Source organism: Halorientalis marina, assembly GCF_023028345.1.
Lineage (GTDB): Archaea > Halobacteriota > Halobacteria > Halobacteriales > Haloarculaceae > Halorientalis > Halorientalis marina.
This window is the reverse complement of record NZ_CP095487.1, coordinates 2648652-2674289: the sequence shown is the minus strand read 5'-3', so window position 1 is coordinate 2674289 and position 25638 is coordinate 2648652. Positions and strand designations below refer to the sequence as shown.

The 25638-nt window shown below is 69.2% G+C and carries 28 protein-coding genes and 1 pseudogene; 18 read left to right on the top strand and 11 right to left on the bottom strand.

The window, feature by feature from the left end; all coding sequences use genetic code 11:
- From MUG96_RS13750 to MUG96_RS13725, 6 genes are all read left to right on the top strand, one after another.
- Complete coding sequence (locus MUG96_RS13750; RefSeq protein ID WP_246988685.1) at positions 1 to 825, top strand: ZIP family metal transporter; 825 nt, start codon at positions 1 to 3, stop codon at positions 823 to 825.
- A gap of 234 nt (positions 826 to 1059) precedes the next feature.
- The gene (locus MUG96_RS13745; RefSeq protein ID WP_246983625.1) at positions 1060 to 1374 is read left to right on the top strand and encodes a hypothetical protein; all 315 of its coding nucleotides are present in this window, start codon (positions 1060 to 1062) and stop codon (positions 1372 to 1374) included.
- Between the two features lie 234 nt (positions 1375 to 1608).
- A complete protein-coding gene (mch, locus tag MUG96_RS13740) occupies positions 1609 to 2541 on the top strand; it encodes a methenyltetrahydromethanopterin cyclohydrolase (protein WP_246983623.1) in 933 nt (310 codons plus the stop codon).
- Positions 2538 to 3086, top strand: a complete 549-nt coding sequence (locus MUG96_RS13735; protein WP_246983620.1) for a double winged helix-containing putative transcriptional regulator — start codon at positions 2538 to 2540, stop codon at positions 3084 to 3086. The genes mch and MUG96_RS13735 overlap by 4 nt, the downstream gene beginning before the upstream one ends.
- Positions 3087 to 3173: 87 nt before the next feature.
- On the top strand, positions 3174 to 3878 hold the full coding sequence (locus MUG96_RS13730) for an HAD family hydrolase (protein ID WP_246983618.1): 705 nt from the start codon (positions 3174 to 3176) through the stop codon (positions 3876 to 3878).
- A 48-nt stretch (positions 3879 to 3926) separates the two neighbouring features.
- Positions 3927 to 4616, top strand: coding sequence for an HAD family hydrolase (locus MUG96_RS13725; RefSeq protein ID WP_246983616.1), 690 nt, complete (start codon positions 3927 to 3929; stop codon positions 4614 to 4616).
- Here MUG96_RS13725 and MUG96_RS13720 read toward each other — a convergent pair.
- A complete protein-coding gene (locus MUG96_RS13720; RefSeq protein ID WP_246983614.1) occupies positions 4605 to 5423 on the bottom strand; it encodes an SDR family oxidoreductase in 819 nt (272 codons plus the stop codon). The two genes, MUG96_RS13725 and MUG96_RS13720, sit on opposite strands and share 12 nt — an antisense overlap.
- An 85-nt stretch (positions 5424 to 5508) precedes the next feature.
- Between MUG96_RS13720 and MUG96_RS13715 the strand changes: the two genes are divergently transcribed.
- Positions 5509 to 6168 (top strand): helix-turn-helix domain-containing protein, encoded by a 660-nt coding sequence (locus tag MUG96_RS13715; RefSeq protein WP_246983612.1) that lies wholly within the window; start codon positions 5509 to 5511, stop codon positions 6166 to 6168.
- On the opposite strand, the gene MUG96_RS13710 is transcribed toward MUG96_RS13715, so the two are convergent.
- On the bottom strand, positions 6169 to 7782 hold the full coding sequence (locus MUG96_RS13710; RefSeq protein WP_246983610.1) for a GTPBP1 family GTP-binding protein: 1614 nt from the start codon (positions 7780 to 7782) through the stop codon (positions 6169 to 6171).
- A 145-nt stretch (positions 7783 to 7927) separates the two neighbouring features.
- Positions 7928 to 8602, bottom strand: coding sequence for a phosphoglycolate phosphatase (locus tag MUG96_RS13705; protein WP_246983609.1), 675 nt, complete (start codon positions 8600 to 8602; stop codon positions 7928 to 7930).
- A 105-nt stretch (positions 8603 to 8707) separates the two neighbouring features.
- On the opposite strand from MUG96_RS13705, the gene MUG96_RS13700 reads away from it, so the two are divergent.
- Positions 8708 to 9586: an MBL fold metallo-hydrolase gene (locus MUG96_RS13700; RefSeq protein WP_246983607.1), complete on the top strand. Its 879-nt coding sequence runs from the start codon at positions 8708 to 8710 to the stop codon at positions 9584 to 9586.
- Positions 9587 to 9604: 18 nt separating this feature from the next.
- Here MUG96_RS13700 and MUG96_RS13695 read toward each other — a convergent pair whose 3' ends face one another.
- Positions 9605 to 10180 carry a J domain-containing protein gene (locus tag MUG96_RS13695; RefSeq protein ID WP_246983605.1) on the bottom strand — a complete coding sequence of 192 codons (576 nt, stop codon included), beginning with the start codon at positions 10178 to 10180 and terminating at the stop codon, positions 9605 to 9607.
- Positions 10181 to 10291: 111 nt separating this feature from the next.
- Between MUG96_RS13695 and MUG96_RS13690 the strand changes: the two genes are divergently transcribed.
- On the top strand, positions 10292 to 10501 hold the full coding sequence (locus MUG96_RS13690; protein ID WP_246983603.1) for a hypothetical protein: 210 nt from the start codon (positions 10292 to 10294) through the stop codon (positions 10499 to 10501).
- Positions 10502 to 10508: 7 nt separating this feature from the next.
- Here MUG96_RS13690 and pyrF read toward each other — a convergent pair whose 3' ends face one another.
- Positions 10509 to 11351, bottom strand: a complete 843-nt coding sequence (gene pyrF / locus MUG96_RS13685; RefSeq protein WP_246983601.1) for an orotidine-5'-phosphate decarboxylase — start codon at positions 11349 to 11351, stop codon at positions 10509 to 10511.
- Between the two features lie 115 nt (positions 11352 to 11466).
- Between pyrF and MUG96_RS13680 the strand changes: the two genes are divergently transcribed.
- Positions 11467 to 12120: an HAD family hydrolase gene (locus MUG96_RS13680; RefSeq protein ID WP_246983600.1), complete on the top strand. Its 654-nt coding sequence runs from the start codon at positions 11467 to 11469 to the stop codon at positions 12118 to 12120.
- 4 nt (positions 12121 to 12124) lie between these two features.
- Here the strand turns inward: MUG96_RS13680 and MUG96_RS13675 are convergent, their stop codons facing one another.
- Positions 12125 to 12508 carry a DUF7993 family protein gene (locus tag MUG96_RS13675; protein WP_246983598.1) on the bottom strand — a complete coding sequence of 128 codons (384 nt, stop codon included), beginning with the start codon at positions 12506 to 12508 and terminating at the stop codon, positions 12125 to 12127.
- The gene (locus tag MUG96_RS13670) at positions 12508 to 12948 is read right to left on the bottom strand and encodes a DUF2240 family protein (protein WP_246983596.1); all 441 of its coding nucleotides are present in this window, start codon (positions 12946 to 12948) and stop codon (positions 12508 to 12510) included. The genes MUG96_RS13675 and MUG96_RS13670 overlap by 1 nt, the downstream gene beginning before the upstream one ends.
- A 139-nt stretch (positions 12949 to 13087) precedes the next feature.
- Here MUG96_RS13670 and MUG96_RS13665 point away from each other — a divergent pair, with 139 nt between their 5' ends.
- Positions 13088 to 13459 (top strand): 30S ribosomal protein S8e, encoded by a 372-nt coding sequence (locus tag MUG96_RS13665; protein ID WP_246983594.1) that lies wholly within the window; start codon positions 13088 to 13090, stop codon positions 13457 to 13459.
- Between the two features lie 318 nt (positions 13460 to 13777).
- Here MUG96_RS13665 and MUG96_RS13660 read toward each other — a convergent pair whose 3' ends face one another.
- Positions 13778 to 14773 carry a phosphate uptake regulator PhoU gene (locus MUG96_RS13660; protein ID WP_246983592.1) on the bottom strand — a complete coding sequence of 332 codons (996 nt, stop codon included), beginning with the start codon at positions 14771 to 14773 and terminating at the stop codon, positions 13778 to 13780.
- 310 nt (positions 14774 to 15083) lie between these two features.
- Between MUG96_RS13660 and MUG96_RS13655 the strand changes: the two are divergent.
- From MUG96_RS13655 to phoU, 6 genes and pseudogenes are all read left to right on the top strand, one after another.
- Positions 15084 to 16141: pseudogene (locus tag MUG96_RS13655) on the top strand (PstS family phosphate ABC transporter substrate-binding protein).
- Positions 16142 to 16247: 106 nt separating this feature from the next.
- Positions 16248 to 17324: a PstS family phosphate ABC transporter substrate-binding protein gene (locus MUG96_RS13650; RefSeq protein WP_246983590.1), complete on the top strand. Its 1077-nt coding sequence runs from the start codon at positions 16248 to 16250 to the stop codon at positions 17322 to 17324.
- Entirely contained in the window at positions 17321 to 18367 is a 1047-nt protein-coding gene (pstC, locus tag MUG96_RS13645; protein ID WP_246983589.1) for a phosphate ABC transporter permease subunit PstC, read from the top strand. Before MUG96_RS13650 ends, pstC begins: the two co-directional genes overlap by 4 nt.
- Positions 18364 to 19992, top strand: coding sequence for a phosphate ABC transporter permease PstA (gene pstA, locus MUG96_RS13640; protein WP_246983586.1), 1629 nt, complete (start codon positions 18364 to 18366; stop codon positions 19990 to 19992). The genes pstC and pstA overlap by 4 nt, the downstream gene beginning before the upstream one ends.
- Positions 19989 to 20906 (top strand): phosphate ABC transporter ATP-binding protein PstB, encoded by a 918-nt coding sequence (pstB, locus tag MUG96_RS13635; RefSeq protein ID WP_246983585.1) that lies wholly within the window; start codon positions 19989 to 19991, stop codon positions 20904 to 20906. Before pstA ends, pstB begins: the two co-directional genes overlap by 4 nt.
- A gap of 40 nt (positions 20907 to 20946) precedes the next feature.
- Positions 20947 to 21627: a phosphate signaling complex protein PhoU gene (phoU, locus tag MUG96_RS13630; protein WP_246983584.1), complete on the top strand. Its 681-nt coding sequence runs from the start codon at positions 20947 to 20949 to the stop codon at positions 21625 to 21627.
- A 274-nt stretch (positions 21628 to 21901) separates the two neighbouring features.
- Here phoU and MUG96_RS13625 read toward each other — a convergent pair whose 3' ends face one another.
- Both MUG96_RS13625 and radB read right to left on the bottom strand, forming a co-directional pair.
- Positions 21902 to 22699, bottom strand: a complete 798-nt coding sequence (locus MUG96_RS13625) for a cyclase family protein (RefSeq protein ID WP_246983583.1) — start codon at positions 22697 to 22699, stop codon at positions 21902 to 21904.
- Positions 22700 to 22739: 40 nt separating this feature from the next.
- A complete protein-coding gene (radB, locus tag MUG96_RS13620; protein ID WP_246983582.1) occupies positions 22740 to 23432 on the bottom strand; it encodes a DNA repair and recombination protein RadB in 693 nt (230 codons plus the stop codon).
- A gap of 110 nt (positions 23433 to 23542) precedes the next feature.
- On the opposite strand from radB, the gene MUG96_RS13615 reads away from it, so the two are divergent.
- A complete protein-coding gene (locus MUG96_RS13615) occupies positions 23543 to 24307 on the top strand; it encodes a hypothetical protein (protein ID WP_246983581.1) in 765 nt (254 codons plus the stop codon).
- A gap of 12 nt (positions 24308 to 24319) precedes the next feature.
- Here the strand turns inward: MUG96_RS13615 and larC are convergent, their stop codons facing one another.
- Positions 24320 to 25621 (bottom strand): nickel pincer cofactor biosynthesis protein LarC, encoded by a 1302-nt coding sequence (gene larC / locus MUG96_RS13610; protein WP_246983580.1) that lies wholly within the window; start codon positions 25619 to 25621, stop codon positions 24320 to 24322.
- Between the last annotated feature and the right edge of the window lie 17 nt (positions 25622 to 25638).

Sequence of the window (25638 nt, the reverse complement as noted above, 5' to 3'; positions counted from 1 at the left end):
ATTTCGACCGTGGGGGTGGGGAGCGTCGTCGTGCTCGTGTCCCTCTCGGCCGTCGCGGTGTGGGCGGACCTCTGGAAGGTGCTGACGATCTCGTGGGTCGCGTTCGCGGCGATGGCTGGGGCGATCCCGCTCGGGACGCGCGCGGCCGCGGCGACGGACGCGAAGCGACTCGTGTGGGGGTACGGACTGGCGAGCGGCGCGATGATCACGAGCGCGGCGCTCTTTCTCGTCCCGCAGGCCATCGGGTTCGACGCCCGGGTCGGCGGCGCGGGCATCGCGGCCGGCATCCTCGTCGGCTTCGGCGCGCACGTGATCGGCCACCGGCTCTCGCACGTCGGCGCGGGTTTCGACGATACCGCCGTCCAGTTGGCCGCCCACGCACTGCCCGCGGGCGCGATCATCGGCCTCGTCTACGGGGCGCTCCCGGAACTGGGACTCCTGCTCGGGGTCTCCATCGTCTCACACAAGGGTCCCGCCGGTTACGCCGCGGCCCGGCGGCTCGCGGGCGCGGACCAGTCGCCGTCGGTCATCCTCCTGCCCGCGGCCGGCGTGGGTCTGACCGCCATCCCGACGGCACTCGTCTCGCTCCCGAACATCCCCGCACTCAACGCCGTCGTGTTCGGCTTCGCCGCCGGCGTGTTCCTCCACATCGCCATGGACTTCCTGCCCCGCTGTGAGGTCGGCGGCGAAGTCGGCGAGGTCGCCTCGGTCACCCCCGACGCCCACGAACTCCTCGACCGCCTCCGCGTTCACGCCGTCGTCAGCACGTCGACCGGCGCGCTCGCCGTCTTCATAGCGTGGCTCGCCGTCGGTCCACTGGCCTGACAAACAGTCATCTTTCCCGTGACCCAGTCGCCGGATTCGAAATTCTGATCGAAACAGTGAATCGAACGACCTCTGTTCGGCACAGAATACAACGAACGGAGTAAACGTCATCGTATATTTTGTCGAACGTAACCCTATTTGGCAAAATATAAGGACAATATGCCTATCTGAGGCGAATTAGTGGACGTTCAGGGGAAGACTTTAGTAATACCGGCCTGATTGTACAGGTACACCATGACGGAATGCAACGACTGTGGTGCGGACGTAATCCACGTATGGCGGCACCGTGCGTTCGAGACCGAGACGCGCCGTGAGGTACGCTGGGTCTGTGCGAACTGTCATCCCGAACTCCCGGACACGCTCGGGGAGTCGACGACCGAGACGACCGAGACGGTCGACGGGGCGGAGACGACGACCACGACCGACGACGGCGAGACGGTCGTCATGACCGACGGCGGTTCCTCGGCCTGTCCGGACTGTGGCGCCGCGACGGTCAACGGCCAGGGCCTGTTCAGTTGTCTCGACTGCACCTGGACCGGCCCCTGCTGATACCCCCTCCCTCAACACCACACCATCTCGTGTCCGGTCCGAACCCGGTCCCGCCTCCCTCTGGGCTGGGCCCACGGACCACTGCCGAACCCCCGGCCGGTCGGCCTCCCCCTCGCCGCCGGCCACCTCACTCTCGTTTCTCACTCGCCCAGTCTCGACAGTCCTGATCGCCGGCGGCCAGCGCCCCCGTGACCGACCACGAGGGATAAAAGGCGGGCCGCCGAACCGGGGAACATGGAGAGTCTCAATCGCATGGCGACGGACCTCGTCGACGAGGCCATCGACTTCGCCGACGAGCTGAACGTCGCCGTCTCGCCGCTCTCGAACGAGGCGACGGTCGTGGACTTCGGCGTCCAGGTACCCGGCGGCATCGAAGCCGGCCTCCTGCTCGCCGAGATCCAGACCGCGGGCCTGACGACGGTGGGAACGACGCTCTCGGAGGTCGACGGCGCGCCGCTGACCCACGTCGAACTGTCGACCGACCACCCCGCACTCGCGCTGCTCTGCGGACAGAAAGCCGGCTGGGAGGTCAGCGTCGACGGTTTCGAGGGCCTGGGCAGCGGCCCGGCCCGCGCGCTCGTCGCCGAGGAGGAAATCTTCCAGCGGATGGGCTACCGCGACGACTTCGACTTCGCCGTCCTCGCCGTCGAGACCGACGACGTCCCCGACGAGACCGTCGCCGAACACGTCGCGGACCTCGCCGACGTGCCCGAGAGCGCCGTCTTCCTCCTCCCCTTCTCCACCGCCAGCATCACCGGGAGCGTCCAGATGGCCGCTCGCGCCGCCGAACTCGCCACGTTCCGGCTCACCGAACTCGGGTACGATCCGCTCGACGTCCTCTCGGTCTCGGGGACCGCGCCCGTCGCACCCGTCGCCGACGACGAGGAGACGGCCATCGCTCGCACCAACGACGCGCTGGCCTACGGCGGGCAGGTCCACCTCGTCGTCGACAGCGACTTCGACCGCTTCGACGAGGTCCCCTCCTCGGCGACCGAGGAGTACGGGACGCCCTTCGCCGAGGTGTTCGAGGCGGCCGACTGGGACTTCTACGAGGTGCCCGAGTCCGTCTTCGCCCCGGCCCAGGTCACCGTCGACGTGGTCGGCGGCCCCACCTCCGTCCACGGCGACGTGAACGAGTCCTTGCTCGCCGAGAGCTTCGACCTGTGAGGTACAAGGTCGTCCCGGACCCGCCGGCCGACCGCGACGGCCTGGCGAAGGCACAGCGGGCCGTCCCGCGCGTCCCGAGCCCCGAGGACGACTGCTGTGCGCGCCTGCGGGACCGCCTCGACCTCGCGAGCCGTGACGACGGCCGCGAGTGGCTGACCTTCCTCGACGCGGTCGGTCTCGCCACCGAAACCGCCCGTGGCTTCCGCCGCACCGACCGCGACCCCGACGACGACGCGGTCGCCGCCGCGTTCCGCGAGCGCGTATTCGGCGCGCAGGAACTGCTCGACGCCCTCGACGCGGCCAGCAACGGCTCCGACTCGGTCGACGACGACTCCGACTCGGCCGACGACGCTTCTGAGACGACCGACGACTCACTCGCCGTCGCCGACGCCTTCGACGCTCTCCGGCCCGCAGTTCCGACCTGGGAACGCAACCGGCACGACGACTGGGAGCGGGTCTGGACCGACCGGGCCCGGCGACTCCTCGACTGGGCGGTGCTGTTCGGCCTGGCGACGCGGGACGGCGACTACTATCGGCCCGCGTGACCGACCGCGCCGCGCGACTCCCCGCCGCGCGGCCCCGCCCCACTCCCCGCCCGATTGCTTATGCGCTCCGGCGTCGTATCCCGATCCATGCGCGAGCACGCCGACGGACGGATCGAGGCGGTCTGTTTCGACCTCGACGATACGCTCTGTACCTACCGACAGAGCGGCGCGGACCTCCTCGATACGGCCTTCGCCGAGGTCGGCGTCGACCCTTTCTTCACCGTCGAGGACTACCACGCACGCTACTCGGAGTTCGTCGCCGAGAGCGACGACGTGACGGACCTGCGGTCGAACTGCTTCGCGGCCCTCGCCCGCGACCGCGGGCAGGACCCGTCGACAGGCCGCGCGGTCGCACGGGCCTACGCCGCCGAACGGGACCACCGCGCCGTCGATCCGACGCCGGGTGCCATCGAAGCCGTCGAGCGACTCGGCGAGGACCACGCCGTCGCGCTGGTGACCAACGGCGACCCCGGGATGCAGGGGGCGAAACTCGACGCGCTCGGCCTCGCCGACGCCTTCGAGGCGGTCGTCCACGCCGGCTACGACACGCCGCCCAAGCCGGAACCAGACCCGTTCCACCACGTCCTCGCCGACCTCGACGTGGCACCCGGGCGGGCGGTCCACGTCGGCAACTCCCTGCACTCGGACGTCCCCGGCGCGAAGCGGGCGGGCCTGCGGGCCGCGTGGTACACCGGCGGCGAGGTCGGCGGCGGGACCGACCCCGACCCCGTCCCGGACTACCGGCTCGATTCGATGCACGACCTCGCCGAGCCGCCGTGGGTGCGGCGGTAACTGCGGCGGACCCGGTTCTTTTCACGCCGCCGTCCGTAGGCCGTCGCGATGAGCGCCGGGTCGGTCGAGGCGGTGTTTCTCGACCTCGACGGGACGATCTGCGAGTACCGGGAGCCGACGAGCGACCTGCTCGCGCGCTCGTTCGCCGAACTCGGACTCGACCCCGTCTTCACCGCCGAGGAGTACCGCGAAGAGCTGTTCTCACAGATCGTCACCGACGAGACGATGACCGAACGCCGCGAGGCCGCCTTCCGGAACCTCGTGGCCGCTGCCGGCGAGGACCCGGTCGTCGGCCGCCGCCTCGCCGCCGTCTACGCCGGGCTGCGCGACCACCGCGACGTGCGACCGCTCCCGGGCGCTATCGAGGCCGTCGAGTCGCTCGCCGACCGGTACCGGCTCGCCCTGGTCACCAACGGCGGCCCCGAGACCCAGGACGGCAAACTCGACGCCCTCGGCATCGCCGATGCCTTCGAGACGGTCGTCTACGCCGGCTACGAGACCGCGCCCAAGCCCGAACCCAATCCCTTCCTGAAGGCTCTCTCCGACCTCGACGTCCCGCCCCGGCGGACCGTCCACGTGGGCAACTCCATCCGCGCGGACGTGTGGGGCGCCGACGCCGCCGGCCTCCGCGTCGCCCTCCTCGCGGACGGTGACGACGACCCCGTCACCGCCCCCGACTACCGGCTCGATTCGATGCACGACCTCACCGACCCGCCCTGGACCTCGTCAGGACGGTGAGGCCGACGCCGCCCTCGCATCCCGTTCGCCCGCCCCGTACTCGCGGTCGAGCCACGCCGCCCAGGTCGTCGTTCCGACCCGCCGGTCCGGGCAGGTCGCCCTCCCCGCGCGGAACCCCGACGCGACCTTCCCGGGCAGTGGAAGCCGGACGATGGGCCGCCGCAAGCCCCGCGCCTCGCGGTACGCTTTCGCCATCTCGCCGAGGGTCAGGACCTCGGGGCCGCCGACGGCAGGTACTCGGCCCGACGGCTCGGGCGTCGCGTGCGCGGCGACTTCGTCCGCGGCCTCGCCCACGTCGATGGGCTGGCTCTCCAGTTTCGTCGGGAGCGGCCAGAGCGGGAGCCGCGCGACCCCGGAGAGCAGTTCGTCGACGAACTCGTGGAACTGCGTCGCGCGAACGACGGATTCGGGCACGTCGCTCGCCACCACGGCCTCCTCCGCGGCCGACTTGTGCTCGTAGTAGGCGAACGGAATGTCGCCGACGCCGACGATGGAGGGGTAGACGAAGTTCGAGACGCCGGCGTCGGCGGCCGCGGCGAGCAACCGTTTCGTCCCCTCCACGTCGACCGCTTCGGTGTCGCCCTGTGGTGCGGTCGCGGCGTGGACGACCACCTCGGCGCCGTCCACGGCCGCCTCGATACCGGTCCCCTCGACGAGATCCAGTTCGATCCACTCGATACCGTCACCGTCGCCCTCCGCCGGCGGCGAGCGACTCGCCGCCCGGACCTCGTGCCCTGCGTCGAGCAGTCGCGGTCGCAGTGCGGTTCCGAGCGTCCCGGTCGCGCCGGTCAGCAGCGTCACTGTCATACTCACAGATCGTCGCCGAACGCCCGAGTGCCTGCTGCGGCACTGGCCCGGGGGGTTTAAGTGCTGGCCGTGGAAGCCCCCGACGATGAAGCACGTCCGCGTGCGCATCACCGCCGACGGGCGGGAAGCGGAGATCCACCCGATGTACGACGTGCTGGCGAACGCCCCCTTCGTCGAGCGGGCGACGGCGATGCAGGTGAACTTCACCGGCGAGGAACTCGGCATCCTCCACTACGTCGAGGGCGACATCGACGCCTTCGACGCGGCCGCGGCCGAGGTCGACGCGGTCGTCGACTACGAACTCCAACCCGCCGGCGAGGACGCCTTCTACGCCTACGTCCACGACGAGACGACCGGCGACCTCCGGGCCATGTTCGACCCGCTCACCGACCGGGCGCTGGTGATCGTCCCGCCCATCGTCTACCACGAGGACGGGACGGTCACGCTGTCGGTGTTCGGCCCCGACGCGGCGATCCAGGACGCCTTCGAGTCGATCGGCCCGCCGGTCCGGGTCGAGATCGAGGAGGTCGGCGGCCTGGGCGCGCTGGCGGCACTGGCCGAGACGCGCCTGAGCGCCCGCCAGCGCAAGGCCGCCGCGGCCGCCCTCGATCTGGGGTACTACGACGTGCCCCGGACGGCCAGCCACGAGGACGTGGCCGACGCCATCGGCTGTGCGCCCAGCACGGCCGCCGAACACCTGCGAAAGGCAGAATCGAAGCTCCTGCGGTCGGTCCTGCGCGAGTAGCTACTCCGCGGGCGTCACGTCGGTCACGGTGCCGACGCCCTTCGAGCGGCCCTCGCGGAAGACGAACTTCTGGCCCTCCTCGACGTAGTAGGGGCGGAACTTGAACCGGACTCGGGACTGGCCGTTGTCCCCGGGGAGCAGTTGACCGCCCTCGGGGTAGAACGCCGCGGCTTCGCTGACGGTTTCGAGGTGGACGACCGGCTCGTAGCCGTTCCCGATGCGGGTGGGATGGTTGAGGACGACGACCTCGGCCTCGAACTCCCGGACGGGCGTGGGGTCGGCGTCGGCGGGGAGCAGGACCATCCCGCGCTCGATCTCGCGTTCCTCGACGCCCTTGAGCGCGATGCCGACGATGCGGCCGGCCTCGGCGCGGTCGACGCGGTGGTAGTGCATCTCGATGGACCGGACCTCGACCTCGCGGAAGCGGCCGTCGGGCATCGGTCCGAGCAGGAGTTCGTCGCCGGCCTCGACAGTCCCGGAGCGGATGGTGCCCGACGTGACTGCGCCGACGCCGGTGACGTTGTACGTCCGGTCGACGTACATCGTGAACTCGCGGTTCGCGGCCTCGCTCCCGGCCGTTTTGGGCAGGCGCTCGAACAGTTCGTCGAGTTCCCCGAGTCCTTCTTTCGTCACGGCGCTCGTCGTGACGATGGGGACGACGGTCTCGCTGATCTCCTCGATGGCGGCGTCGACGCCGTGGCGTTCGACGCGCAGGGGCGTCTTGTCGACCTCCCGGAGGAGTCGCTCGACCTCGCGCTCGACCTCGCGGATGCGCTCCTCGTCGACGAGGTCGGCCTTCGTGATGGCGACCATCGTGGGCAGGTCGGTCGCGAGCAGAATGCCCAGATGCTCGCGAGTGGTCTTGGTGGGGCCGTCGTCGGCGGCGACGGTGAGGAGGCCGTAGTCGAGTTTCTGCCCGACCAGGCCGCGGATGGTGGTTCGGAGCCAGGGCTCGTGGCCGACGGTGTCGACGAAGCTCACGAGGCGGTCGGCCTCCGCGACGACGCTCGCCCGGTCGGACTTCCGGTGCGGGTTGTCCATCCGGACGGGCCCGTCGTCGGTGAACCCGTAGACGCCGTAGGAGAGGTCCGCCGAGAGGCCGCGCTCGACCTCGTGGGGCTGGACATCGAGGAAGCCACGCGTGCCGCCCTCGCCGTCGTCGGCCTCGCCGGTGACGAGCGAGCCGACGAGCGTGGACTTCCCGTGGTCGACGTGGCCGGCGGTCCCGACGACGATGTGCTCGTCGTCTTCCATCACCGATCCCTCGCGGACGGTCGCGACGCCGACGATGCCGTCGCCGTCGCCGACGCCCCACGTCTCCACGTCCTCGATGTGGGCGTCTGCCTCCTCGGCCAGGAGGCTCAGTACGTCCATCGACTCGGAGAAGTCGTCGGGCGCGATCCCGGCGATGCCGCCGTCGTCGGTGACGCCGACGACGTAGGTCGCCTCGCCGTCGCCCGAGAGCACGCGGTGCCGGAGCTGGGCGGCGAGACTCTCGAACCGCCCCTCGGTCGCGTGTAGGTCTTTCGTGAGCCGCTCTTTGAACTCGACGCTGCCACCCTCCTCCTCGCCACGCTCGATGGCGTGCCGGAGGGCGGCCCGGTCGGGGCTCATGCCAATCGATAACACCGCACTCTATAAAAGGCTTCTCGGATGACGTGATTGTTTCACACAGTAGCGCTCCCGAGCCGTCCCGTATCGACACCGACCGATTCGGCGGGCCACCGTCGGCACTCGACGGCTGGTTCTCGGAACGATCTCACTCCCCGCGGATCGCCTCGGTGGCGGCGAGGAAGCCGTCGACGTAGCGCTCGTCGAGCACGGTATCGGCCGCCTCCTTCGCGGTCTCGTCGGCGTTCCCGACCGCGTAGGACTCGCCGGCGACCGCGAACATGGCCGCGTCGTTCTCCGAGTCCCCGACGGCCGCGAACGCCGACGGCTCGCGGTCCAGCGCCTCGGCGACGGCGAGCAATCCCTGACCCTTGTCCACGTCCGGCGCTTTGACGTGGTAGGCAAAGCCCGTGTCCACGACTGCGAGGCCCTCTTTCTCGGCGACCCGCTCGAGGACGTCGAACGGCTGGTCTCGGCTGACCGCGAGTTCGGTCTCGCGCCAGCGGTTCACGAAGTCCGGCTCGCCCCAGCCGAGGCCGTGGCCGGCCGCCGCGTAGGCGTCCGCGACCGCGCGGGCCCCCTCGGGATCGCCGGTGAAGACCACCTCGTCGCCCTCGATGGCGACCACGCCGCCGTTCTCCGCGATGACGGTGATGGGAATCCCGAGGAACTCACACAGCGCGACGGGATAGGGGAAGGCCTTCCCGGTCGCGACGACGACCGGCGCGTCCCACTCGCGCAGCACCGGGAACACCCGGGGGTCGACCCGGCGCCGGTCGTCGGTCAGCGTCCCGTCGATGTCGACGGCCAGCGGCGGCGTCACTGCAGGCCCCCCGCAGTCGTGGCCGCGCGCCGCCGAGCGTCTGCCTCGTCCATACTCGTCGTTGCCGCTCGTGTCGCATAAGTAGCCGCGGTCCGTGGTCGGGGTATGGACGTGCCTCCCATCGAGGGGTGCCCCGACACCTACCTCGTCGACAACGAGATGTTCGGGATGGAGGAGGCGCTCGCCTCCTACGTCCTCGACGCCGACCGGCCGGCCCTGCTCGACGCCGGCACCGAGACCAGCGCCGACCGCATTCTCGACGCGCTGGCCGCGGTCGGCGTCGACAGAGCGGACGTGGCCTACGTGTTCGTCAGCCACGTCCACCTCGACCACGCCGCCGGTGCCGAGCGACTGCTCGACGCCTGTCCGAACGCCACCGCCGTCGTTCACGAACGCGGCCTGCCCTACCTCACAGACCCCGAGAAACTCGACCGCCTGCTGGCGAGCGTCTCGGCGGCCATCGGCTTCGAGGACCCGTACGGCAGCCCCGACCCGCTCCCGCGCGAGCGGTGTGCAGCCGTCGCCGGCGGCGAGACGTTCGACCTCGGCGACCGCGTCCTCGAAATCACGGACGCGCCGGGCCACGCCCCGCACCACTACGTCGCGCTCGACCCGGAGAGCCGGATGCTCTTCAGCGCCGACGCCGTCGGCGCGTTCCACCCCGAGGAGAAGCGCGTCGCGCCCTCGACCCCCCCGCCGAGTTTCGACCTGGAGGCCAACCTGGAAACCATCGACCGCCTGCGCGAACTCGACCCCTCGCGGCTCCTCTTCACCCACTTCGGGCCGGGCGAGGACGCGATGGCGGAACTCGACGCCTACGAGCGGGTGCTCCCGCAGTGGATCGACGACGTGGCGGCCGCTCGCGAGGCGGTCGGTGACGACATCGACGATCTCGTGGCGGAACTCGAGGGCGACTGGGAGATGTACACGCTGGAGCGGGACGTCGCTGGCGCGCTCGGCTACCTCGACCGCCGCGAAGAATAGCCGACTGGCGGTCGCTCGTCAGGTCAGCCGCTCGTACGCGCGGTTCACCTTCTTGAACGCCTCCTCGTCGCCGCCGTCGGTGTCGGGGTGGACCTCCTTGACTTTCTCGCGGTAGGCCCGCTTGACCGCGTCCTCGTCCGCGTCGGGGCTGAGCCCGAGCGCGCGGTAGGCTTCCGTCCGTCCCATCGTCGGCGTCGTCGACGGTGCCGTCCGGCGCTGCTGGCGCGCTCCGCCAGGCCCTCGCCCGCCACCGCTGCCGTTCGCGCGCGCTCGCTGGCGGCCGCCGCGACCGTCGCGGTCACCGGGTGGCGTCCAGTCCTCCCGCGGTCCGGCCCCGAACCCGCCCGTCTCCCGGGTGCGGGTCCGCGTCCGCCGCCGGCCACGGTTCTGGCGGCCCTGCTGTTCGACCGACCGGTACACCTTCGCCGCGAGGCGGCCGCTGGCCTGGTACCACATGAACCCCGCGGCCACGCCGAGCATGATCGAGAGGATGACGAGCGCGTACACCCCGTAGACGAACGCCACGACCGTCACGGCCACCGCTGAGAGGCCGAGCGCGCCCGCGACACCCGAGATGAGCCGCTCGTGATGCACGAGCACCACTTCGGGCCAAAGCACCGTAAGCCTCTCGCCATCGGCCGGCAACTACCGCACCTGCCACTTCCCTCGACAGACTGAAACCCCTCCGGCGTGCTAGATCATCACATGAGCGTCTCCGGCATCTGTGAAATCTGTGGCACTGGCGAGGTCCGCCACACCTGCTTGCGCTGTGCCCAGCTGGTCTGTGACGAGCACTTCGACGAGGACACCGGCCTCTGTGTCGAGTGCCTCTCCGACGTTGGCGGCGGACAGGGACAGAACCCGAATCGGGTCCCCGACGACGCACCCGACGGCGTCGACACCTACGAGTATTAAAACGCCGTCACCGATACTGGTTCAGCCGCTGTTTCAGCTCCTTCGCCGCCTGCCCGCTGGCCTTGTGGAAGTCCTCGCCCCGGTCCTCTCCCGCGAAGATGATGCCACGCGAGGAGTTCACGAGGCCGACTCCAATACCGGACTTCGTCCGGTCTGCCGACGAGCTCCGCTCGTCCAGCTCGGCGAGGCCGTGCTCGACCGCGGCCTCGGCGTCGCCGCCCTGTGCGCCCACGCCGGGGACGAGGAAGGGGATGTCCGGGACGATGTCGCGGACTTCTTCGAGTTCTTCCGGTGCCGTGGCGCCGACCACGAGGCCGACGTTGCCGTTGCGGTTCCAGGTGTCGGCGAGTGCGGCCACGCGCTCGTAGACCGGTTCGCCGGAGGCCAGTTCGAGGTCCTGGATGTCCGCGCCGCCGGGGTTCGAGGTGCGACAGAGGAGAAAGATGCCCTTGTCGTCGCGTTCCAGGAACGGCTCCAGCGAGTCCCGGCCCATGTAGGGGTTGGCCGTGATCGCGTCGGCGTGATCGAGGAGGGTCGCGTACTGCCGGGCCGTGTTGCCGATATCGCCGCGCTTCGCGTCGAGGAGGACGGGCACGTCCTTCCCGTGTGCGTACGCGATGGTCTCGCGCAGGGCGCGCCAGCCGTCCGCGTCCTCGTAGAAGGCGACGTTGGGCTTGTAGCAGGCGGCGTGTTCGTGCGTGGCGTCGATGATGCGGCGGTTGAACGCCCACCGCGGGAGGTCGTGGTCGTCGAGGTGGGCCGGGAGCCGGTCCGGGTCCGGGTCCAGCCCCACGGAGACCACGCTGTCGACGCGCTCGATGCGCTCGGCGAGCCGCTCGAAGAACGTCATTGTCGACCCCACCACCGGCGACCACAAGGGCCTGTCGGAGCGGCCGTCGGCGGCGCCCTCACACCGCGGCCCAGGACCGTCGGTTCCAAATCCCTCCGTCGACAAGGGAGCACGAATGCCACCCCGAGCGGTCGTCTTCGATCTCGACTACACCCTCGCCGTGACCGCCCGCGACCGCCAGCGGTTGCTCGACGAGGCCACCGAACGCGCCGGCGTTCGGGCCATCGGCCGCGAGGAGTACCTCGACACTCACGACGAGACCGACGCCGACGAGACACGCGCACCCATCTTCGACCGCCTGCTCGACGACCCCGGCGCCGACCCCGAGGCCGTGGCGACGGCCTACCGCGAGGCCATCTCCGACGCGCTCGAACCGATCCCCGGCGCGGAGGGGCTCCTCCGGGACCTCCGCGCGGACTACCGCCTCGGCCTGCTCACCGACGGGCCCGAGAAGGCGCAGGCGACGAAGATCGACGACCTCGGCTGGCGGGACCTGTTCGACGCCATCGTCATCACCGGCCTGCTCCCCGCCGGAAAACCCGATCCGCGGACGTTCGAGCGTATCTGTGAGAACCTCGACGTCGACCCCGCCGAGGCGGTCTACATCGGCGACCGCCCGGCGAAGGACGTGGCCGGCGCGACCGCGGTCGGCATGGCCGCTATCCAGGTGACGTTCCCGGGCGGTCCCGAGGCCCACCCCGATGCGGTCGCGACGATTCCCCGCGACGAACTGGTGGAGCGACTTCCGGGCGTCCTGGCGGAACTCTGAGGGACTACTCGACCCGGTCGTCCGCGACGGCCACCAGCACGTCCACTGCGCGCTTGACCGCGGCCCCGGACTCGACGAACACGAGCGCCCGCGGCGGCTCGACGGCCTTCGGGCGGACCCGGAGGTCGGCGTCTTCTGCCGCCGAGACCGCGGCGTCGACGCCCTGCTGGAACTCCAGATACGCGCGGTCGGGCTGGACGAAGACGGCGGCGAGTCGGTCGCCGTCGCGGTCGATTCCGTAGGCGAACGCGCCGTCGTCGGTCGGGGTCACGTCCGGGTCGGCGTCCGCGACGGCCATCGCGGCCAGCGGCCCGGTATCGCGGCCGGTCACCTCCGAGGCGAGCAGTTCGGCGATCCGGTGGCCGTCCTCGATACGTTCCTCGACCATCAGAGTTCACCCAGTGCCCGCTCCGCGAGTTCCTCGACGGCCAATCCCTCGCGGCGCGCGTAGACGACCGCGGCGGCCTCGATCGTCACGCCGAGGTCGGACTGGAGGGCGTTGATGCCCGCGACGGCCTCCTGTTTCGGGACGCCGGCGTCGACGATGCGGTCGAGGACGCGCTCGAACGTCGAGCGTTGCTGGAGAATGGACTCGTCGGGGACGAATCCATCCGGGACCTCGACCTCGTCGACGGCGAACTCGACGACGATTTCACCGCTCTCGCGGGTGCAGAGCCCCTCGCTGGCGGCCACGTCGACCAACCGCTTGGCCTGGTCGGGCGTGAACCAGTCGCGGTCCAGCGAGAGCGCGACGACGAACTCGCTCTCGCCCATCCGGTCTCGCCCCTCCTGTCGGAAGGGCACGGCGACTGCCGTCCGCAGGCTCATGCCTTCCGGGCGGCCCGCCAGCCGCCTAAAGTTGCCGGTCCGATGTAGTCGCCGGGTGCCAGCGACTCGCCGTCGCCGCGGCCGAGCCCTTCCGGCCACGAGTCGAGAGGTTCAAGTGCCAGCCCGTAAACGTTCGGGTATGAAATACCAGGGACGCTCCCCGCGCAAACGGACTGGCGGCCGACTCCGGCCGAACCACAAGAAGAAGAAACACGAACTCGGCGAGGAGTCGACCGAGACGCAGGTCGGCGACCCCAAGCTCAAGGCCGTCGACACGCGCGGTAACACGACGAAGGTCCGCGCAATCACGACCGACATCGCGAGCGTCGCCATCGACGGCGAGACCCGCGAGGCCGAGATCGAGAACGTCGCCGAGAACGACGCAAACCCCAACTACGCACGCCGGAACATCATCACGAAAGGCGCAGTCATCGAGACCAGCGAGGGCCGCGCCCGCGTGACCTCCCGCCCCGGCCAGGACGGCCAGGTCAACGCCGTCCTCGTCGAGTAACGCCGCTTTCTCTCCGCACGAATCCCGGTTCACGACGGCGAACGCCACTATCGCGCCGATTCTCGACGGATCTCCGCACCGTCGCCACTCACCGTCGTTCCGAAGACCACCGGTGAACAACCATCCGGCCACAGCGTGTACCAAGCGCCGAAACCGACACCGGTGGTCGATCAGGCTCGGACGTGCGGATCCGTCATCCGGCACGCACTCGACTGGTAGCACGAGTGTCGAACATAAATCTAACTATAGGTTCCGAAACCCGAACCGCGACGCGGGCGGTCGAGGCTGTGGCGCGGTCGCGAGCAGGAGCGGTTGCGGTCAGGGGTGCGGGGCGGCCTTCTGGAGCGCGCTCTCGGCGATGTTGCCGCCGTAGTCGGCGGTCCGCGACAGCGAGTCGACGACCAGTCCCAGGACCTGTGCGGTCTCGGAACTCATCCCGCGGATGAGTTCGTCAACCTCGCGCGCCCGGTCGTCGATGGGGCGGATGGAGGCACGGGCGTCGTTAGCCAGTCGCGTCGCTTCCTCGGCCTCGTCCTCGAGCAGGGCGTCCATCGCGGTCTCGGGCACGTCGATGGCCGCCTCGCGGAGGTCGTACAGCCCGTCGGCGATGTCGCCCTCGATGGGACCGATTTCGAGCGCGAGGTCGGCGATTTTGGCCGCGTGGTCGGCGATCCGCTCCAGCTGGCGGGCACTGGACTGGTAGTCGAAACAGGTCTCACGGTCGAGCCCGATGTCGGAGGCCGCGGTGGGATCCCGGAGGACGGTCCGGAACACCCGGGAGATCATGTACCAGAGCCGGTCCACGTCGTCGTCGCGCTCTTTCACGTCGTGGGCGAGTTCGTCGTCGTTCTCGACCAGCGCCTCGATGGCATCGGAGAGCATCGTGACCGAGACCAGTCGCATCCGCGTGATCGCGTTGTGGATCGACAGCTCCGCGGAGTCGAGCAGGTCCTGGAGGACGACCCGGTCGCTGGTCTCCTCGATGACTTCCAGGCCGACGAGTCCCTGCGTGGCCTGGCGGATCGTCCGGCGCTGCTGTGCGCTGACACGCGGTGTCTCCAGGGTGATGATGTCGAACCCGCTGACGTACATCGTCATCACGGCGCGGGTCAACTGGTCGCCCTCGAGGCCGCTCACGTCGAGCGTGCCCTCGACCCTGTCTTCATCCCGTTTGGGCGTGAGCAGCAGGGAGTCCCCCTCCGCGTGGAACTCGACGACGCTTCCGGCGCTCACGTCGTTTTCGGTCGCCCAGTCTTTCGGCAACGACACCGTGTAGGTCGACCCGCCCGTGACCTGCACTTTGCGCGTCTCCATGGCGACACGTCTTGGGGCCGAGACAATAAAACCAGTTGTATCTATATACTTCACTAGGGTCGGATCGGGCGGTTCAGATCCGTACACTGGTGCCACCGGCTTCCGCCGCCACGGGTCGCGAAAGTCGGTCAGAACGGCAGTCGTGTCCGGTACTGCCGCGAATTGGAACGCAATAGCACGACGGACCCCACCGTAGGAGTGTGTATCGGTACGTTCCAGTACGTCCCTCTCTGACTGTTATATATAACTGTGGGTGAAATATATAAAAAACAGCAGCCTATTTTTCTCCTGCCCCGAGTCGATCCGTTCGATGACACGGAAAACGGTGCGACGGCGTGAGGTCCTGATCGGAGCAGGCGCATCCAATGGAGCACTGCTCGCCGGGTGTCTCGGCGGCGGGAGCGCGTCGGCTGGCGGCGGATCGTCGACGCTGAAGGCCGGCGGCTCCTCGACGGTGTATCCGATCACGAGCGACGGCTCGTCGGTGTGGAACTCGAACCCGCCGGCCGACGACGAGGAGTACTGGGGGCCGGGGCGGTACGGCATCTCGACCGACAAGCCGATGCGGACTACTGGGCGGGCCTCTACGGGTTCGAGGCCGGGAGCGGCGGCGAACCGCCGTTCCGCGTCACCGTCGGACTCAGCCACTCCGGGACCGGCCTGGAGAAAGTCGAGAGCGGGCAGATCGACATCGCCGACTCCAGCGCGCCGGCCGCCGCCGAGTTCCCCGACGCGGGTCAGGATCGACTCGACAACTTCGTCGACCACGTCGTGGGCGTGGACGGACAACCCATCGTCGTCAGCCGCGAGGTGTACGACGCGGGCGTGACCGGACTCACCGGCGAACAGATCCCCGCCATCTACCAGGGCGAGATCACGCGCTGGTCCCAGCTCGACGCCTGCGACGGCCCGGACAAGGAGATCCAGGCCGTCGGCCGCGCGGAGGGGTCGGGGACCGACACCGCCTTCCGCGCGAACCTCCTCGGCGACCCGGACGCCCCGATGTCCGGCGTCGACGTGCGGAAAGGACAGAACCAGCAGGTCAAGACGCTCGTGAGCAACTCGGACAACGCCATCGCCTACCTCGCGCTCGCGTTCGTCGAGGCCGACGGTGGCGTCCCCTCCATCGCCGTCGAGATCGACGGCACGACCTACGAGTACGGGGAGAACCTCGGCGCGAAGGGATACCCACTCTCGCGTGACCTCCACTGCTACACCTGGGAGGACACCTCCATGAAGGAGGCCGCCTTCATCAGCATGCTGCTCAGCGACTTCGGCCAGCAGAACTTCGTGGCCGCGAACGACTACTTCACGCTCCCGCCCGAACGGCGGCAGACACAGCGCGACAAACTCCCGGATCGGGTCTGAGATGGGTCCGGCGCGCGGCGCCGCCCCCTCGCGTCGCTTTGTGAATGTATCACTATATAGTTGTAATAGTAGAGTATTTAGTCAAACTACGGATACAGACGGCACGATGCGGGACACCTCTGTCGACCGACGCACCGTGCTGGCCGGGACCGCGGGGCTCGCCGCGTCGCTGACGGGTTGTATCAGCGTGAGTTCGACCCCGCCCGGTCAGGGCGGTGGCACGGACGGGACGAACGGGTCCGGCAACCTCCTGAAGGCCGGCGGCTCCTCGACGGTCTTCCCGATCGTGAACCGCGCCGCGTCGTACTGGAACGGGAACTACCCCGCGTCGGACGCGGAGTACTGGGGACCGACCCAGTACGACATCTCGACGGACAAACGGCTCGCCGACTACTGGGGTAGTTTCTACGGGTTCGAGGCCGACGGCAACGAGACGCCGCCGTTCAACGTCACGGTCGGACTGAGCCACTCCGGCACCGGGCTGGAGAAACTGGAAGGCGGACAGGTCGACCTCGGGAACGCGAGCGCGCCAGCCGACGCCGAGTTCCCTGAGAAGAGCCAGGAGGAACTCGGCAAGTTCGTCGATCACGTCGTGGGCGTGGACGCACAGCCCATCGTCGTCAGCCGCGAGGTGTACGACGCGGGCGTGACCGGACTCACGGCCGAACAGGTCCGAGCCATCTACCAGGGCGAGATCACGCGCTGGTCGGAGATCGACGCCTACGACGGCCCTGACAAGGAGATCCAGGCCGTCGGCCGCTCGGAAGGGTCCGGGACCGACACCGCCTTCCGCGTGAACATGCTCGGGGACTCGGACGCCGAGATGGTCGTCGACGCCCGCAAGGGACAGAACCAGCAGGTCAAGAACCTCGTCAGCAACTCGGACAACGCCATCGCGTACATGGCGCTGGCGTTCACGACCGACGACGTGCCCGCGATCAGTCTCACCTTCGAGGGCACCGAGTACACGCCCGGCGAGAACCTGGCCGACCCGAGCTACCCGCTCTCGCGTGATCTCCACTGTTACACCTACGAGGGCACCTCGGACCGCGAGGCCGCCTTCCTCCGGATGATCATGAGCGACTTCGGCCAGCAGAAGTTCGTCGCGCCGGCCGGGTACTCGATGCTGACGGACGAACGACAGGAAGAACAGCTGAACGCCCTCCCCGACACCGACCAATGAGCGTCGTCAACAAGCTCCAGCATCTCGAACCCGGAACCAAACGGGTCAGCGGCGCCGGGGGCGTGGCCATCCTCCTGACGTTCGCGGCCTTCCTCGCGCTCCCACAACTGACGATCTTTCCGCTCCTCGGCTTCTTCGGCGTCGTCACGTACGGCTGGCTCACACACCGCGAGGGGACCGTCCAGTTTCTCACCTTTCTCACCACCGTCTCGACGGCCCTCATCCTCGCGCTCATCTCGGTCTATCTCCTCGTCAGCGCGTTCCCAGTGTTCCGACTGCTCGGCCTCGAAGTCCTGATCGGGACCCAGGAACCGCTCTGGAGTTCCGCGGCGGACGCCTACTCCCTCGTCCCGATGATGTGGGGGACCTTCGTGACGACGCTCATCGCCATGCTCATCGCCGGGCCGCTCGGGATCGCCGGCGCGGTCTTCCTCAGCGAGATCGCGCCCTCCTGGGCGCGCGAGATCACGAAACCGGCCATCGAGATCCTCGCCGGTATCCCCTCCATCGTCTACGGCTTCCTCGGGTTCGTCCTCCTGAACGACTACCTGATGCAGGAACTCGCGGTCCCGAACTACGGGAGTTTCTTCGCCGTCGGACTGGTCATCGGGCTGATGGCGCTGCCGACGGTCGTCTCGGTCGCGGAGGACGCGCTGGCGAGCATCCCCGACGAGATGAAAGACGGGGCGCACGCCCTCGGTGCGACCGACTGGCAGACCACGACCAGCGTGACCATCCCGGCGGCGTTCTCCGGCGTCTCGGCGGCCGTCCTGCTCGGCGTCGGCCGGGTCGTCGGTGAGACGATGGCGGCGACGGTCATCCTCGGGAACATCACGTCGCTCCCCGATCCGCTGACCGACGTGTTCGCGAACAAGGTCACGCTCACCAGCCTGATCGCGAGCCAGTACGGCAACGCCAGCGGCCTCCAGATGTCGGCCCTGTTCGCCGCCGGCGTCGTCCTCTTCGTAACGGTCATGTTCCTCAGCATCGGGTCGCAGATCATCGAGGCACACATGAAACGGAAACTGGGAGGCAACCAATGAGCACGGAGTCACGGACGCGCGCGCTCGTGGCGACCGAGTCCTCGCGGCTCGAAGCCGTCGCCGGCGTCCTCGCGCTGCTGGCGACGCTCACCGTCGTTTTCGGCTTCCTCGGCATCGCGCTGGTCGTCCCGGTCACGTCGACGGTGGCCGGCGTCCAGGTAGCGACCCTCGTCGGCGGCGCGATCGCGCTCGTCGGCGTCGCACTCCTCGGGATCGGCGCGGCGTCGACCGCCGGAATGGTCGACACCGAACCGAGTCCGACGCCGGGGCTGGTCTCCGGGATCGCGTACGGCTTCCTCGCGTTCGTCGTCGTCGGCCTGCTCGCCTCGCAGACGCTCGGGCTCTCGACGCTCTGGCCGGTCGTCGCACTGCTCGCCGCCGGCGGCGTCGCGTTCGGCGCCGCCGCGGTCCGCGAGGACCTCGCCACGACCGTTCCGACCGGCGTGTTCCTCCTCTTCTCGGGCGGGGTCGTCCTCGCCGGCATCATCGCGCCCGGCTTCCGCTGGCAGCCACAGGGGTTCTCGGCGGCCTTCTCCGGGGAGATCGCCGTCCCCATGATCGCCATCGTCGCCGGCCTCGTCGGCGTCTGGACCGCCGCCCGCGCCTACGGCGGCTTCGGCGCTCGCGGCCGACAGAAGGGTGCTTACGCCCTCATCGGCGCCAACGCCGTCGCGATGCTCACCCTCCTCGTCCTGCTCGTCGCCTTCGTCGTCGTGAAGGGCTTCGCCCCGATGACGAACGGCATCCAGTGGGGGCTCTATCTGGGCTTCTACGAGTACTTCCACGTCTACGTCCCGTTCGTCGACAAGTACGTCATCTTCAGCGGGCCGAAGCTCTGGTTCTACTGGCCGTTCGTGATGGAGCCGTACCACCCGCTGGGCCGGGCCATCAGCGGCATCCTGCCGGCCATCGTCGGCACGGTCTGGCTGGTCATCGGCGCGGTGCTTTTCGCCGTCCCGCTCGGCGTCGGCGCGGCCGTGTTCCTGACCGAATACGCCGAACGCGGACGGTTCACGCAACTCATCGAGGTCTCGACCAACGGTCTCTGGAGCACGCCGAGCATCGTCTACGGCCTGTTCGGCCTCGCCTTCCTCGTGCCACGACTCGGGAACTCCAACTCCCTGCTCGCCGGCCAGCTCGTGCTCGGGTTCATGTTGCTCCCGCTGGTCGTCATCACCAGCCGGGAGGCGCTCAAGAGCGTGCCCGACGACTATCGGGACGCGAGCGCCGCGCTCGGCGTCGGCAAGTGGGAGACGATCAGGAGCGTCGTCCTGCCCGCGGCGATGCCGGGCGTCATCACCGGCGTCATCCTCGGCGTCGGCCGTATCGCCGGCGAGACCGCGCCGATCCTGCTCGTCACCGGGCGAACGCCGTTCCCCACCTCGACGCCGAACGTGCTGGGATCGTTCCAGTTCACTGCGACCCCGCCGTTCGTCACCAACCCCACGCTGCTGGAGGCGTCGAGCGCCCTCCCCTACCAGCTATTCGCGATCATCTCGGCCGGGGTCGGCGAGAACCTGCAGTTCGCGTGGGGCACCGCGCTCGTGTTGTTGCTCGTCGTGTTGAGTTTCTACGCGGTCGGCATCGCCTCGCGGATCTACTTCAGGAGGAAACTACACCAATGAGCGAAACACGGAGTTCGGACGACGGAACCGCTATCCAGACAGACACCGGCACACGGACGACGACGGCAGGCGAGTCCGACGAGCGCGTCCGCGAGGAGTGGACCGACTACGGGTTCGCCGGCCAGCCGAAAGTCGCCGTGGAGGACCTCGACGTCCACTACGGGGACGACCACGCGCTCAAGAGCGTCTCGATGGGCATCCCCGAGAACAGCGTCACCGCGCTCATCGGCCCCTCGGGTTGTGGGAAGTCCACGTTCCTGCGGTGTCTCAACCGGATGAACGACCGCATCAACAGCGCGGAGGTCGACGGTTCGGTTCGCATCGACGGCCAGGAGATCTACCAGGAGGGGGTGAACCTCGTCGAACTCCGCAAACGCGTCGGCCAGGTGTTTCAGGCACCCAACCCCTTCCCCAAGTCGATCCGCGACAACATCGCCTACGGCCCGCGCAAGCACGGCGACATCGACCGCGGCCTGATCGCCCGGCTGCTGGGCCGCGACGACAAGGAGGAGGAGGACGAACTCGTCGAGCGCTGCCTCAAGCAGGCCGCCCTCTGGGACGAGGTGAACGACCGCCTCGACGACAACGCCCTCGGCCTCTCCGGCGGCCAGCAACAGCGGCTCTGCATCGCCCGCTGTCTCGCCGTCGATCCCGAGGTCATCCTGATGGACGAGCCCGCGTCGGCGCTCGACCCCGTCGCGACCTCGAAGATCGAGGACCTCATCGAGGAACTCTCCCAGCAGTACACCGTCGTCGTCGTCACGCACAACATGCAACAGGCCGCGCGCATCTCGGACCAGACCGCCGTGTTCCTCACCGGCGGCGAACTCGTCGAGTACGACGACACCGACAAGATCTTCGAGAACCCCGAGAGCCAGCGCGTCGAGGACTACATCACCGGCAAGTTCGGGTGACGACGCCCCACTTAACAGCACACACGTCGACCACACTATCATGCCACGAGAAGATTACCAGGACCAACTCGAATCGCTCGAGGACGACGTCCTCTACATGAGCGAGGTCGTCCTCGAACGGTTCCGGATGGGACTCGACGCCCTCGAACGGAAAGACGAGGAACTCGCCCACGAGGTCATCGAGGGCGACCACGAGATCAACGAACTCTACCTCGAGCTGGAGGGGGACTGCATCGACCTGCTCGCGCTCCAGCAGCCCGTCGCCTCCGATCTCCGCTTCATCGCCGCCTCTTTCAAGATCATCACCGACCTCGAACGAGTCGCCGACCTCGCGACCAACCTCGGGGAGTACACCCTCGACGCCAAGCGGGACATGTACCCCGACGTGGACATTCAGGCCATCGGCGACACCACCCTGGAGATGGTCGAGGACGCAATGGCCGCCTACGCCGCCCGCGACGCCGCGGCCTGTCACGACATCGCCGAGCGCGACGACGCCGTCGACGACCGGTGTCGCGACGCCTCCGACACCGTCGTCCGCGACCTCATCGAGTCGGAACTCGACGCCGACAGCGACGACACGGACGTCGAAGACCTCATGAACGAGGTGTCCCGGCTCCTGCTGACTATCCGTGACCTGGAGCGCGTCGGCGACCACGCCGTCAACATGGCCGCCCGGACGCTGTACATGGTCGAGAACGACGACGCCCTGATCTACTAAATTTTTACTTCGTCGGGTGGCGCGCTCCGCGCGCCACCACTCCTCGCAAAAATTTAGTATAAAAACGACCTCCGCGCTCGGTTTCCGACCTCGCGCGGAGTGAACCGCCTCGGCCCGTTCGGGCCTCGGCGGATGCTCGTTCCCGCCCGCCGCTCCACCCACCAACGGCACACCTGCCCTCCCCCGGGTCGTGCGGCCGCGAGGATGCGGACACGCGCTCCCGGCCCGCCGGCCGTTCCCTTCGCTCGTATCCGTCACCGTACCCGCCGACCGCTCACTCCTCCAGCATCGCCACGGGCCGCACCCATCCGGCGCTGGCACCCTCGACGACGATGGGGAAGGTCACGAGCGGAATTCCGGTCCGTCTGGGGAGTTCGTCGAGGTTCGCCATCTTCTCGATCTGGCAGTACTCGGCCTCGCGGCCGGCGAAGTGCGCGGGCCAGAGTTCGTCGCTGTTCCCCGACTCGACGAACCGCTCGCCCATCTCCCCGAACGGCTTGTCGAAGCCGTAGGCGTCCGTCCCGATCACCGTGATGCCTTGCTCGACCAGGTGTTTCGTGGCGTCGGCGCCCATCCCGGGGAACTCCACGAGATACTCCGGCGAGCCCCACAGTTCGTCCGCGCCGGTCTCGATGAGGACGATCTCGCCCGGCGAGAGGTCGTGGTCGAGGTCGTCCAGTTGCGCGTCGATCTCGTCGGGTGTAATCTCGGTGCGGGGCTCCTTCCACGTGAAGTCGAGCACGACGGCCTCGCCACAGCACCACTCCAGTGGCACCTCGTCGATGGTCTTCGACGGCTCGCCGCCGGACTCGGGACCGTAGTGCCAGGGGGCGTCGAGGTGGGTCCCGGTGTGGACGATGGCCCGGACCTCCTCCCACGCGAGGCCGATGCCGTCGGGGAAATCGTCGGCGTCCACGTCCTCGACGCCGAGGTCGTGGAGGTTGCCGACGAGCCGCTCGGCCCCCTCGCGGTGGTCGAAGTACTCCACCTCGGGCGGGAACGGCTCGCTCTCGGCGCCGGGTTCGATGCCGATGCTCAGGTCCACGAGGTCCGCGCTCGTCGGGTCGATCATATCCGAGCCACCGCGGCGCTAGCTCTTGAAACTCGGGGGCCTACGGGGTGTCCTCGACGCTCTCCAGGCCGTCCCCGACGATCTTGAACCGCGCGCTGTCGCCGGCGGGCTTGGACTGGTGTTTCTCCAACGTCGCGCGACGGTTGCCCCCGCGGAACCGCTCGATGCGCAGTACGGCGCCGGACCAGTGGGTGAGCGTGTGGCCGCCGAGCGGCCGCGCGCGGTCGCTGTCGGGGTCGGTGAACACCTGGTTCGTGATGACGACCGCGAGGTCGTGTTTGCGGGCCAGCGACAGGAGGTGGGTGACCTGCCGGGCGACCGTCCGGAGGGCGTCGCCGGCCTCCTCGTCCTCCGAGCGGCGGATGCGGTAGAACCCGGTCGCCGAATCGAGGACGATCACCTCCACCTGGTCGGCGAACTCCGCGGCGTCCTGGACGGCTTCGCCCTGCTCGTCGAAGTCCAGCACCTCGGAGATGATGATGTTCGACGCGAGGTCGTCCACGTCGTCGGTCCGGGCCGAAGCGAGTTGTTCGAGCCGGTCGACGGACAATCCCTCGGTGTCGATAAAGAGAGCGCCGTCGCCGCGGGCGGCCACTTCCACGGCCGCCGAGAGCGCCAGGTTCGTCTTGCCGGCGGCCGGCGGCCCGTAGAGCTGGGTCACGACGCCGCGCTCGAAGCCGCCGCCCAGCAGCTCGTCGACGGCGGTACAGCCCGTCTGAATCGGCTCCATCATCCCGCGGTTGTGCGCCTCCGGACAAGAACGTTCGCACTCGCCGCCGGTCCGGTCCCCGACCCGCGTTCCGCGTCCACCCAACTCAAGTCCCCGCGCCGCCAAGGCCGGCTGTGATCGTCGTCGCGACCGAGGACTTCGAGGTCTACCACGGCGTGGTCAACGAACTCCGCGACCGCGGCGTGGAGTTCACCACCGTCGAACCCGACGAGAAACTCCCCGAGGGAGCCGCGGTCCTCGTCACCGGCCCGGACGCCGACCCGGACGCGCCGATTCCCGTGATCCGCGCCGACCCCGACGACCCCCGCCGCGCGGTCGACGAGGCGCTCGCGACTCTCCGCGGCGATGGGGGCAGAACGGTCGTCGGCGTCGACCCCGGTGAACGGCCCGGCATCGCCGTCCTCGTCGACGACGTGGTGGTCGCCGCCTTCCAGGTTCCCGAATCGGAGGCCGCCTCGGTCGTCGGCCGCGAGGTGGCCGACGCCACGGACCCGCTGGTCCGCATCGGCGACGGCGCCCGCCTCGTCGGCGCTCGCGTCATCGACGATATCGAGGGCCCGGTCGAACTCGTCGACGAGACGGGGACGACGCCCTACCTCGGCAGCGGCGCCAGGGGCATGGGCGACGTGCTCGCGGCCGTCAACATCGCCCGCACGGAGGGCGAGCGAGTCGAATCCCGCGAAATCGAGCCAACCGACGGCGAGATCAAGCGGATCAAGGACCGCTCGCGAAACGCCTCGGAGACCAACCGGGCTATCGACGACGCGCTCGCGCGCCGGGTCGCGACCGGCGACCTCTCCATCGAGGAGGCACTGGCTCGACACCGCGAGCGCGAGTCGGACGCGGACACAGCGGGACCGTCCGACGCGGAGGAGTGAGTCCGCTCGTCGTCAGTGCGGTTCGTCCCGGACCGCTGCCTCGGCGACCCGGACGACTTCCCGTACCGGGCGGTCCGTCTCACGGGCGACCGCGAGCGCGTCGTCGTACTCCGCGCTCACGTCGTAGACTGCCCCCGACTCGTCGCTGGCGACCTTTACGTCGACCGAATACTCGGCTCCGTCGAGGGAAATTTCGGCAGTGACGACCTCTCGGGCGGCGATCCAGCGGTGGCCCGCGCCGTGTTCGCGGACGCCGAGGGTGCCCGTCTCCTCGGCCAGTCGCCGCGCGACGCGCTCGGCGTCCGCGGGCTCGACGACGACCTTCACGAGATGGCCGGGCCGGGATTTCTTCATCGTCAGCGGGACGACGGACACGTCGAGCGCGCCCGCATCCGCCAGCGTCGCCTGCAGTCCGCCGAGGACTTCCGGCGTGGCGTCGTCCAGGTTCGTCTCCAGGACGGTGATCTCGTCGCGCCGGAGGCCCCCGCTCCCGTCGCCGACGATGGCCCGGAGGACGTTCGGGTGGTCGGGCAGGTCGTACCCGCCGGCGCCGTAGCCCGACCCGGAGATGTCGAGCGTCGGGAGTGTGCCGACGCCGTCGGCGACCACCGCGAGGATCGCCGCGCCGGTCGGTGTGAGCAGTTCCCGGTCCACCGGCCCGCCACGGAGCGACCAGTCGGCTCGCTCGGCGATTTCGACGACGGCCGGCACCGGGACCGGATAGGTGCCGTGGCTCGTCTCGACGCTCCCGCCGCCGGTCGCGAGCGGCGTCGTGACGACTCGCGCGGGGTCGAGGTCGGAAAGCAGGAGGGCACAGCCGACCACGTCCGCGATGGCGTCGTCGGCCCCGACCTCGTGGAACGCCGTCTCGGCGAGTTCCGTCCCGTGGACCGCCGCCTCGGCCTCCCCGAGCGTCTCGAAGACCGCGAGTGCCTGCTCCTCGACGGCCGCCGGCAGGCTTAGCGACTCGACGATCTCGACCACTTCCTCGTAGGTCCGCGTCGGCCCGTGCCCTTCCGCGTGCGTGTGGTCGTGGCCGTCTGCGTGGTCGTGGTCCGATTCGCCGCCGTGTTCGTGGCTGTGGCCCGACTTGCCGTCGTCGCGGTCGACATCGCGTCCGCCGTCGAGGAGGACGTCGACGGCCGTGGCGTCGATACCGCCCTTGTCGACGGTCCGGACGGCGTACCGAACGTCGAGGGCGTCGGCGTCCTCGACGGGAGCGAGGGCGTCCCGGTCGGCGCCGGCGGCGAGCAGAGCGCCCAGGAGCATATCGCCGCTGGCACCCATCCGGCCGTCGAACGCGAGCGTGTGCATACCTCAACGAGCGTGGC

Coding starts and splice junctions, on each gene's coding strand:
- MUG96_RS13725 (WP_246983616.1), top strand. CDS start 3,927: ATGAGCGCCGGGTCGGTCGAGGCGGTGTTTCTCGACCTCGACGGGACG.
- MUG96_RS13650 (WP_246983590.1), top strand. CDS start 16,248: ATGCGGGACACCTCTGTCGACCGACGCACCGTGCTGGCCGGGACCGCG.
- MUG96_RS13665 (WP_246983594.1), top strand. CDS start 13,088: ATGAAATACCAGGGACGCTCCCCGCGCAAACGGACTGGCGGCCGACTC.
- pstA (WP_246983586.1), top strand. CDS start 18,364: ATGAGCACGGAGTCACGGACGCGCGCGCTCGTGGCGACCGAGTCCTCG.
- pstC (WP_246983589.1), top strand. CDS start 17,321: ATGAGCGTCGTCAACAAGCTCCAGCATCTCGAACCCGGAACCAAACGG.
- larC (WP_246983580.1), bottom strand. CDS start 25,621: ATGCACACGCTCGCGTTCGACGGCCGGATGGGTGCCAGCGGCGATATG.
- MUG96_RS13720 (WP_246983614.1), bottom strand. CDS start 5,423: ATGACAGTGACGCTGCTGACCGGCGCGACCGGGACGCTCGGAACCGCA.
- radB (WP_246983582.1), bottom strand. CDS start 23,432: ATGATGGAGCCGATTCAGACGGGCTGTACCGCCGTCGACGAGCTGCTG.
- MUG96_RS13700 (WP_246983607.1), top strand. CDS start 8,708: ATGGACGTGCCTCCCATCGAGGGGTGCCCCGACACCTACCTCGTCGAC.
- mch (WP_246983623.1), top strand. CDS start 1,609: ATGGAGAGTCTCAATCGCATGGCGACGGACCTCGTCGACGAGGCCATC.
- pyrF (WP_246983601.1), bottom strand. CDS start 11,351: ATGACGTTCTTCGAGCGGCTCGCCGAGCGCATCGAGCGCGTCGACAGC.
- MUG96_RS13715 (WP_246983612.1), top strand. CDS start 5,509: ATGAAGCACGTCCGCGTGCGCATCACCGCCGACGGGCGGGAAGCGGAG.
- MUG96_RS13730 (WP_246983618.1), top strand. CDS start 3,174: ATGCGCGAGCACGCCGACGGACGGATCGAGGCGGTCTGTTTCGACCTC.
- MUG96_RS13690 (WP_246983603.1), top strand. CDS start 10,292: ATGAGCGTCTCCGGCATCTGTGAAATCTGTGGCACTGGCGAGGTCCGC.
- MUG96_RS13710 (WP_246983610.1), bottom strand. CDS start 7,782: ATGAGCCCCGACCGGGCCGCCCTCCGGCACGCCATCGAGCGTGGCGAG.
- phoU (WP_246983584.1), top strand. CDS start 20,947: ATGCCACGAGAAGATTACCAGGACCAACTCGAATCGCTCGAGGACGAC.
- MUG96_RS13660 (WP_246983592.1), bottom strand. CDS start 14,773: ATGGAGACGCGCAAAGTGCAGGTCACGGGCGGGTCGACCTACACGGTG.
- MUG96_RS13670 (WP_246983596.1), bottom strand. CDS start 12,948: ATGAGCCTGCGGACGGCAGTCGCCGTGCCCTTCCGACAGGAGGGGCGA.
- MUG96_RS13745 (WP_246983625.1), top strand. CDS start 1,060: ATGACGGAATGCAACGACTGTGGTGCGGACGTAATCCACGTATGGCGG.
- MUG96_RS13625 (WP_246983583.1), bottom strand. CDS start 22,699: ATGATCGACCCGACGAGCGCGGACCTCGTGGACCTGAGCATCGGCATC.
- MUG96_RS13680 (WP_246983600.1), top strand. CDS start 11,467: ATGCCACCCCGAGCGGTCGTCTTCGATCTCGACTACACCCTCGCCGTG.
- pstB (WP_246983585.1), top strand. CDS start 19,989: ATGAGCGAAACACGGAGTTCGGACGACGGAACCGCTATCCAGACAGAC.
- MUG96_RS13675 (WP_246983598.1), bottom strand. CDS start 12,508: ATGGTCGAGGAACGTATCGAGGACGGCCACCGGATCGCCGAACTGCTC.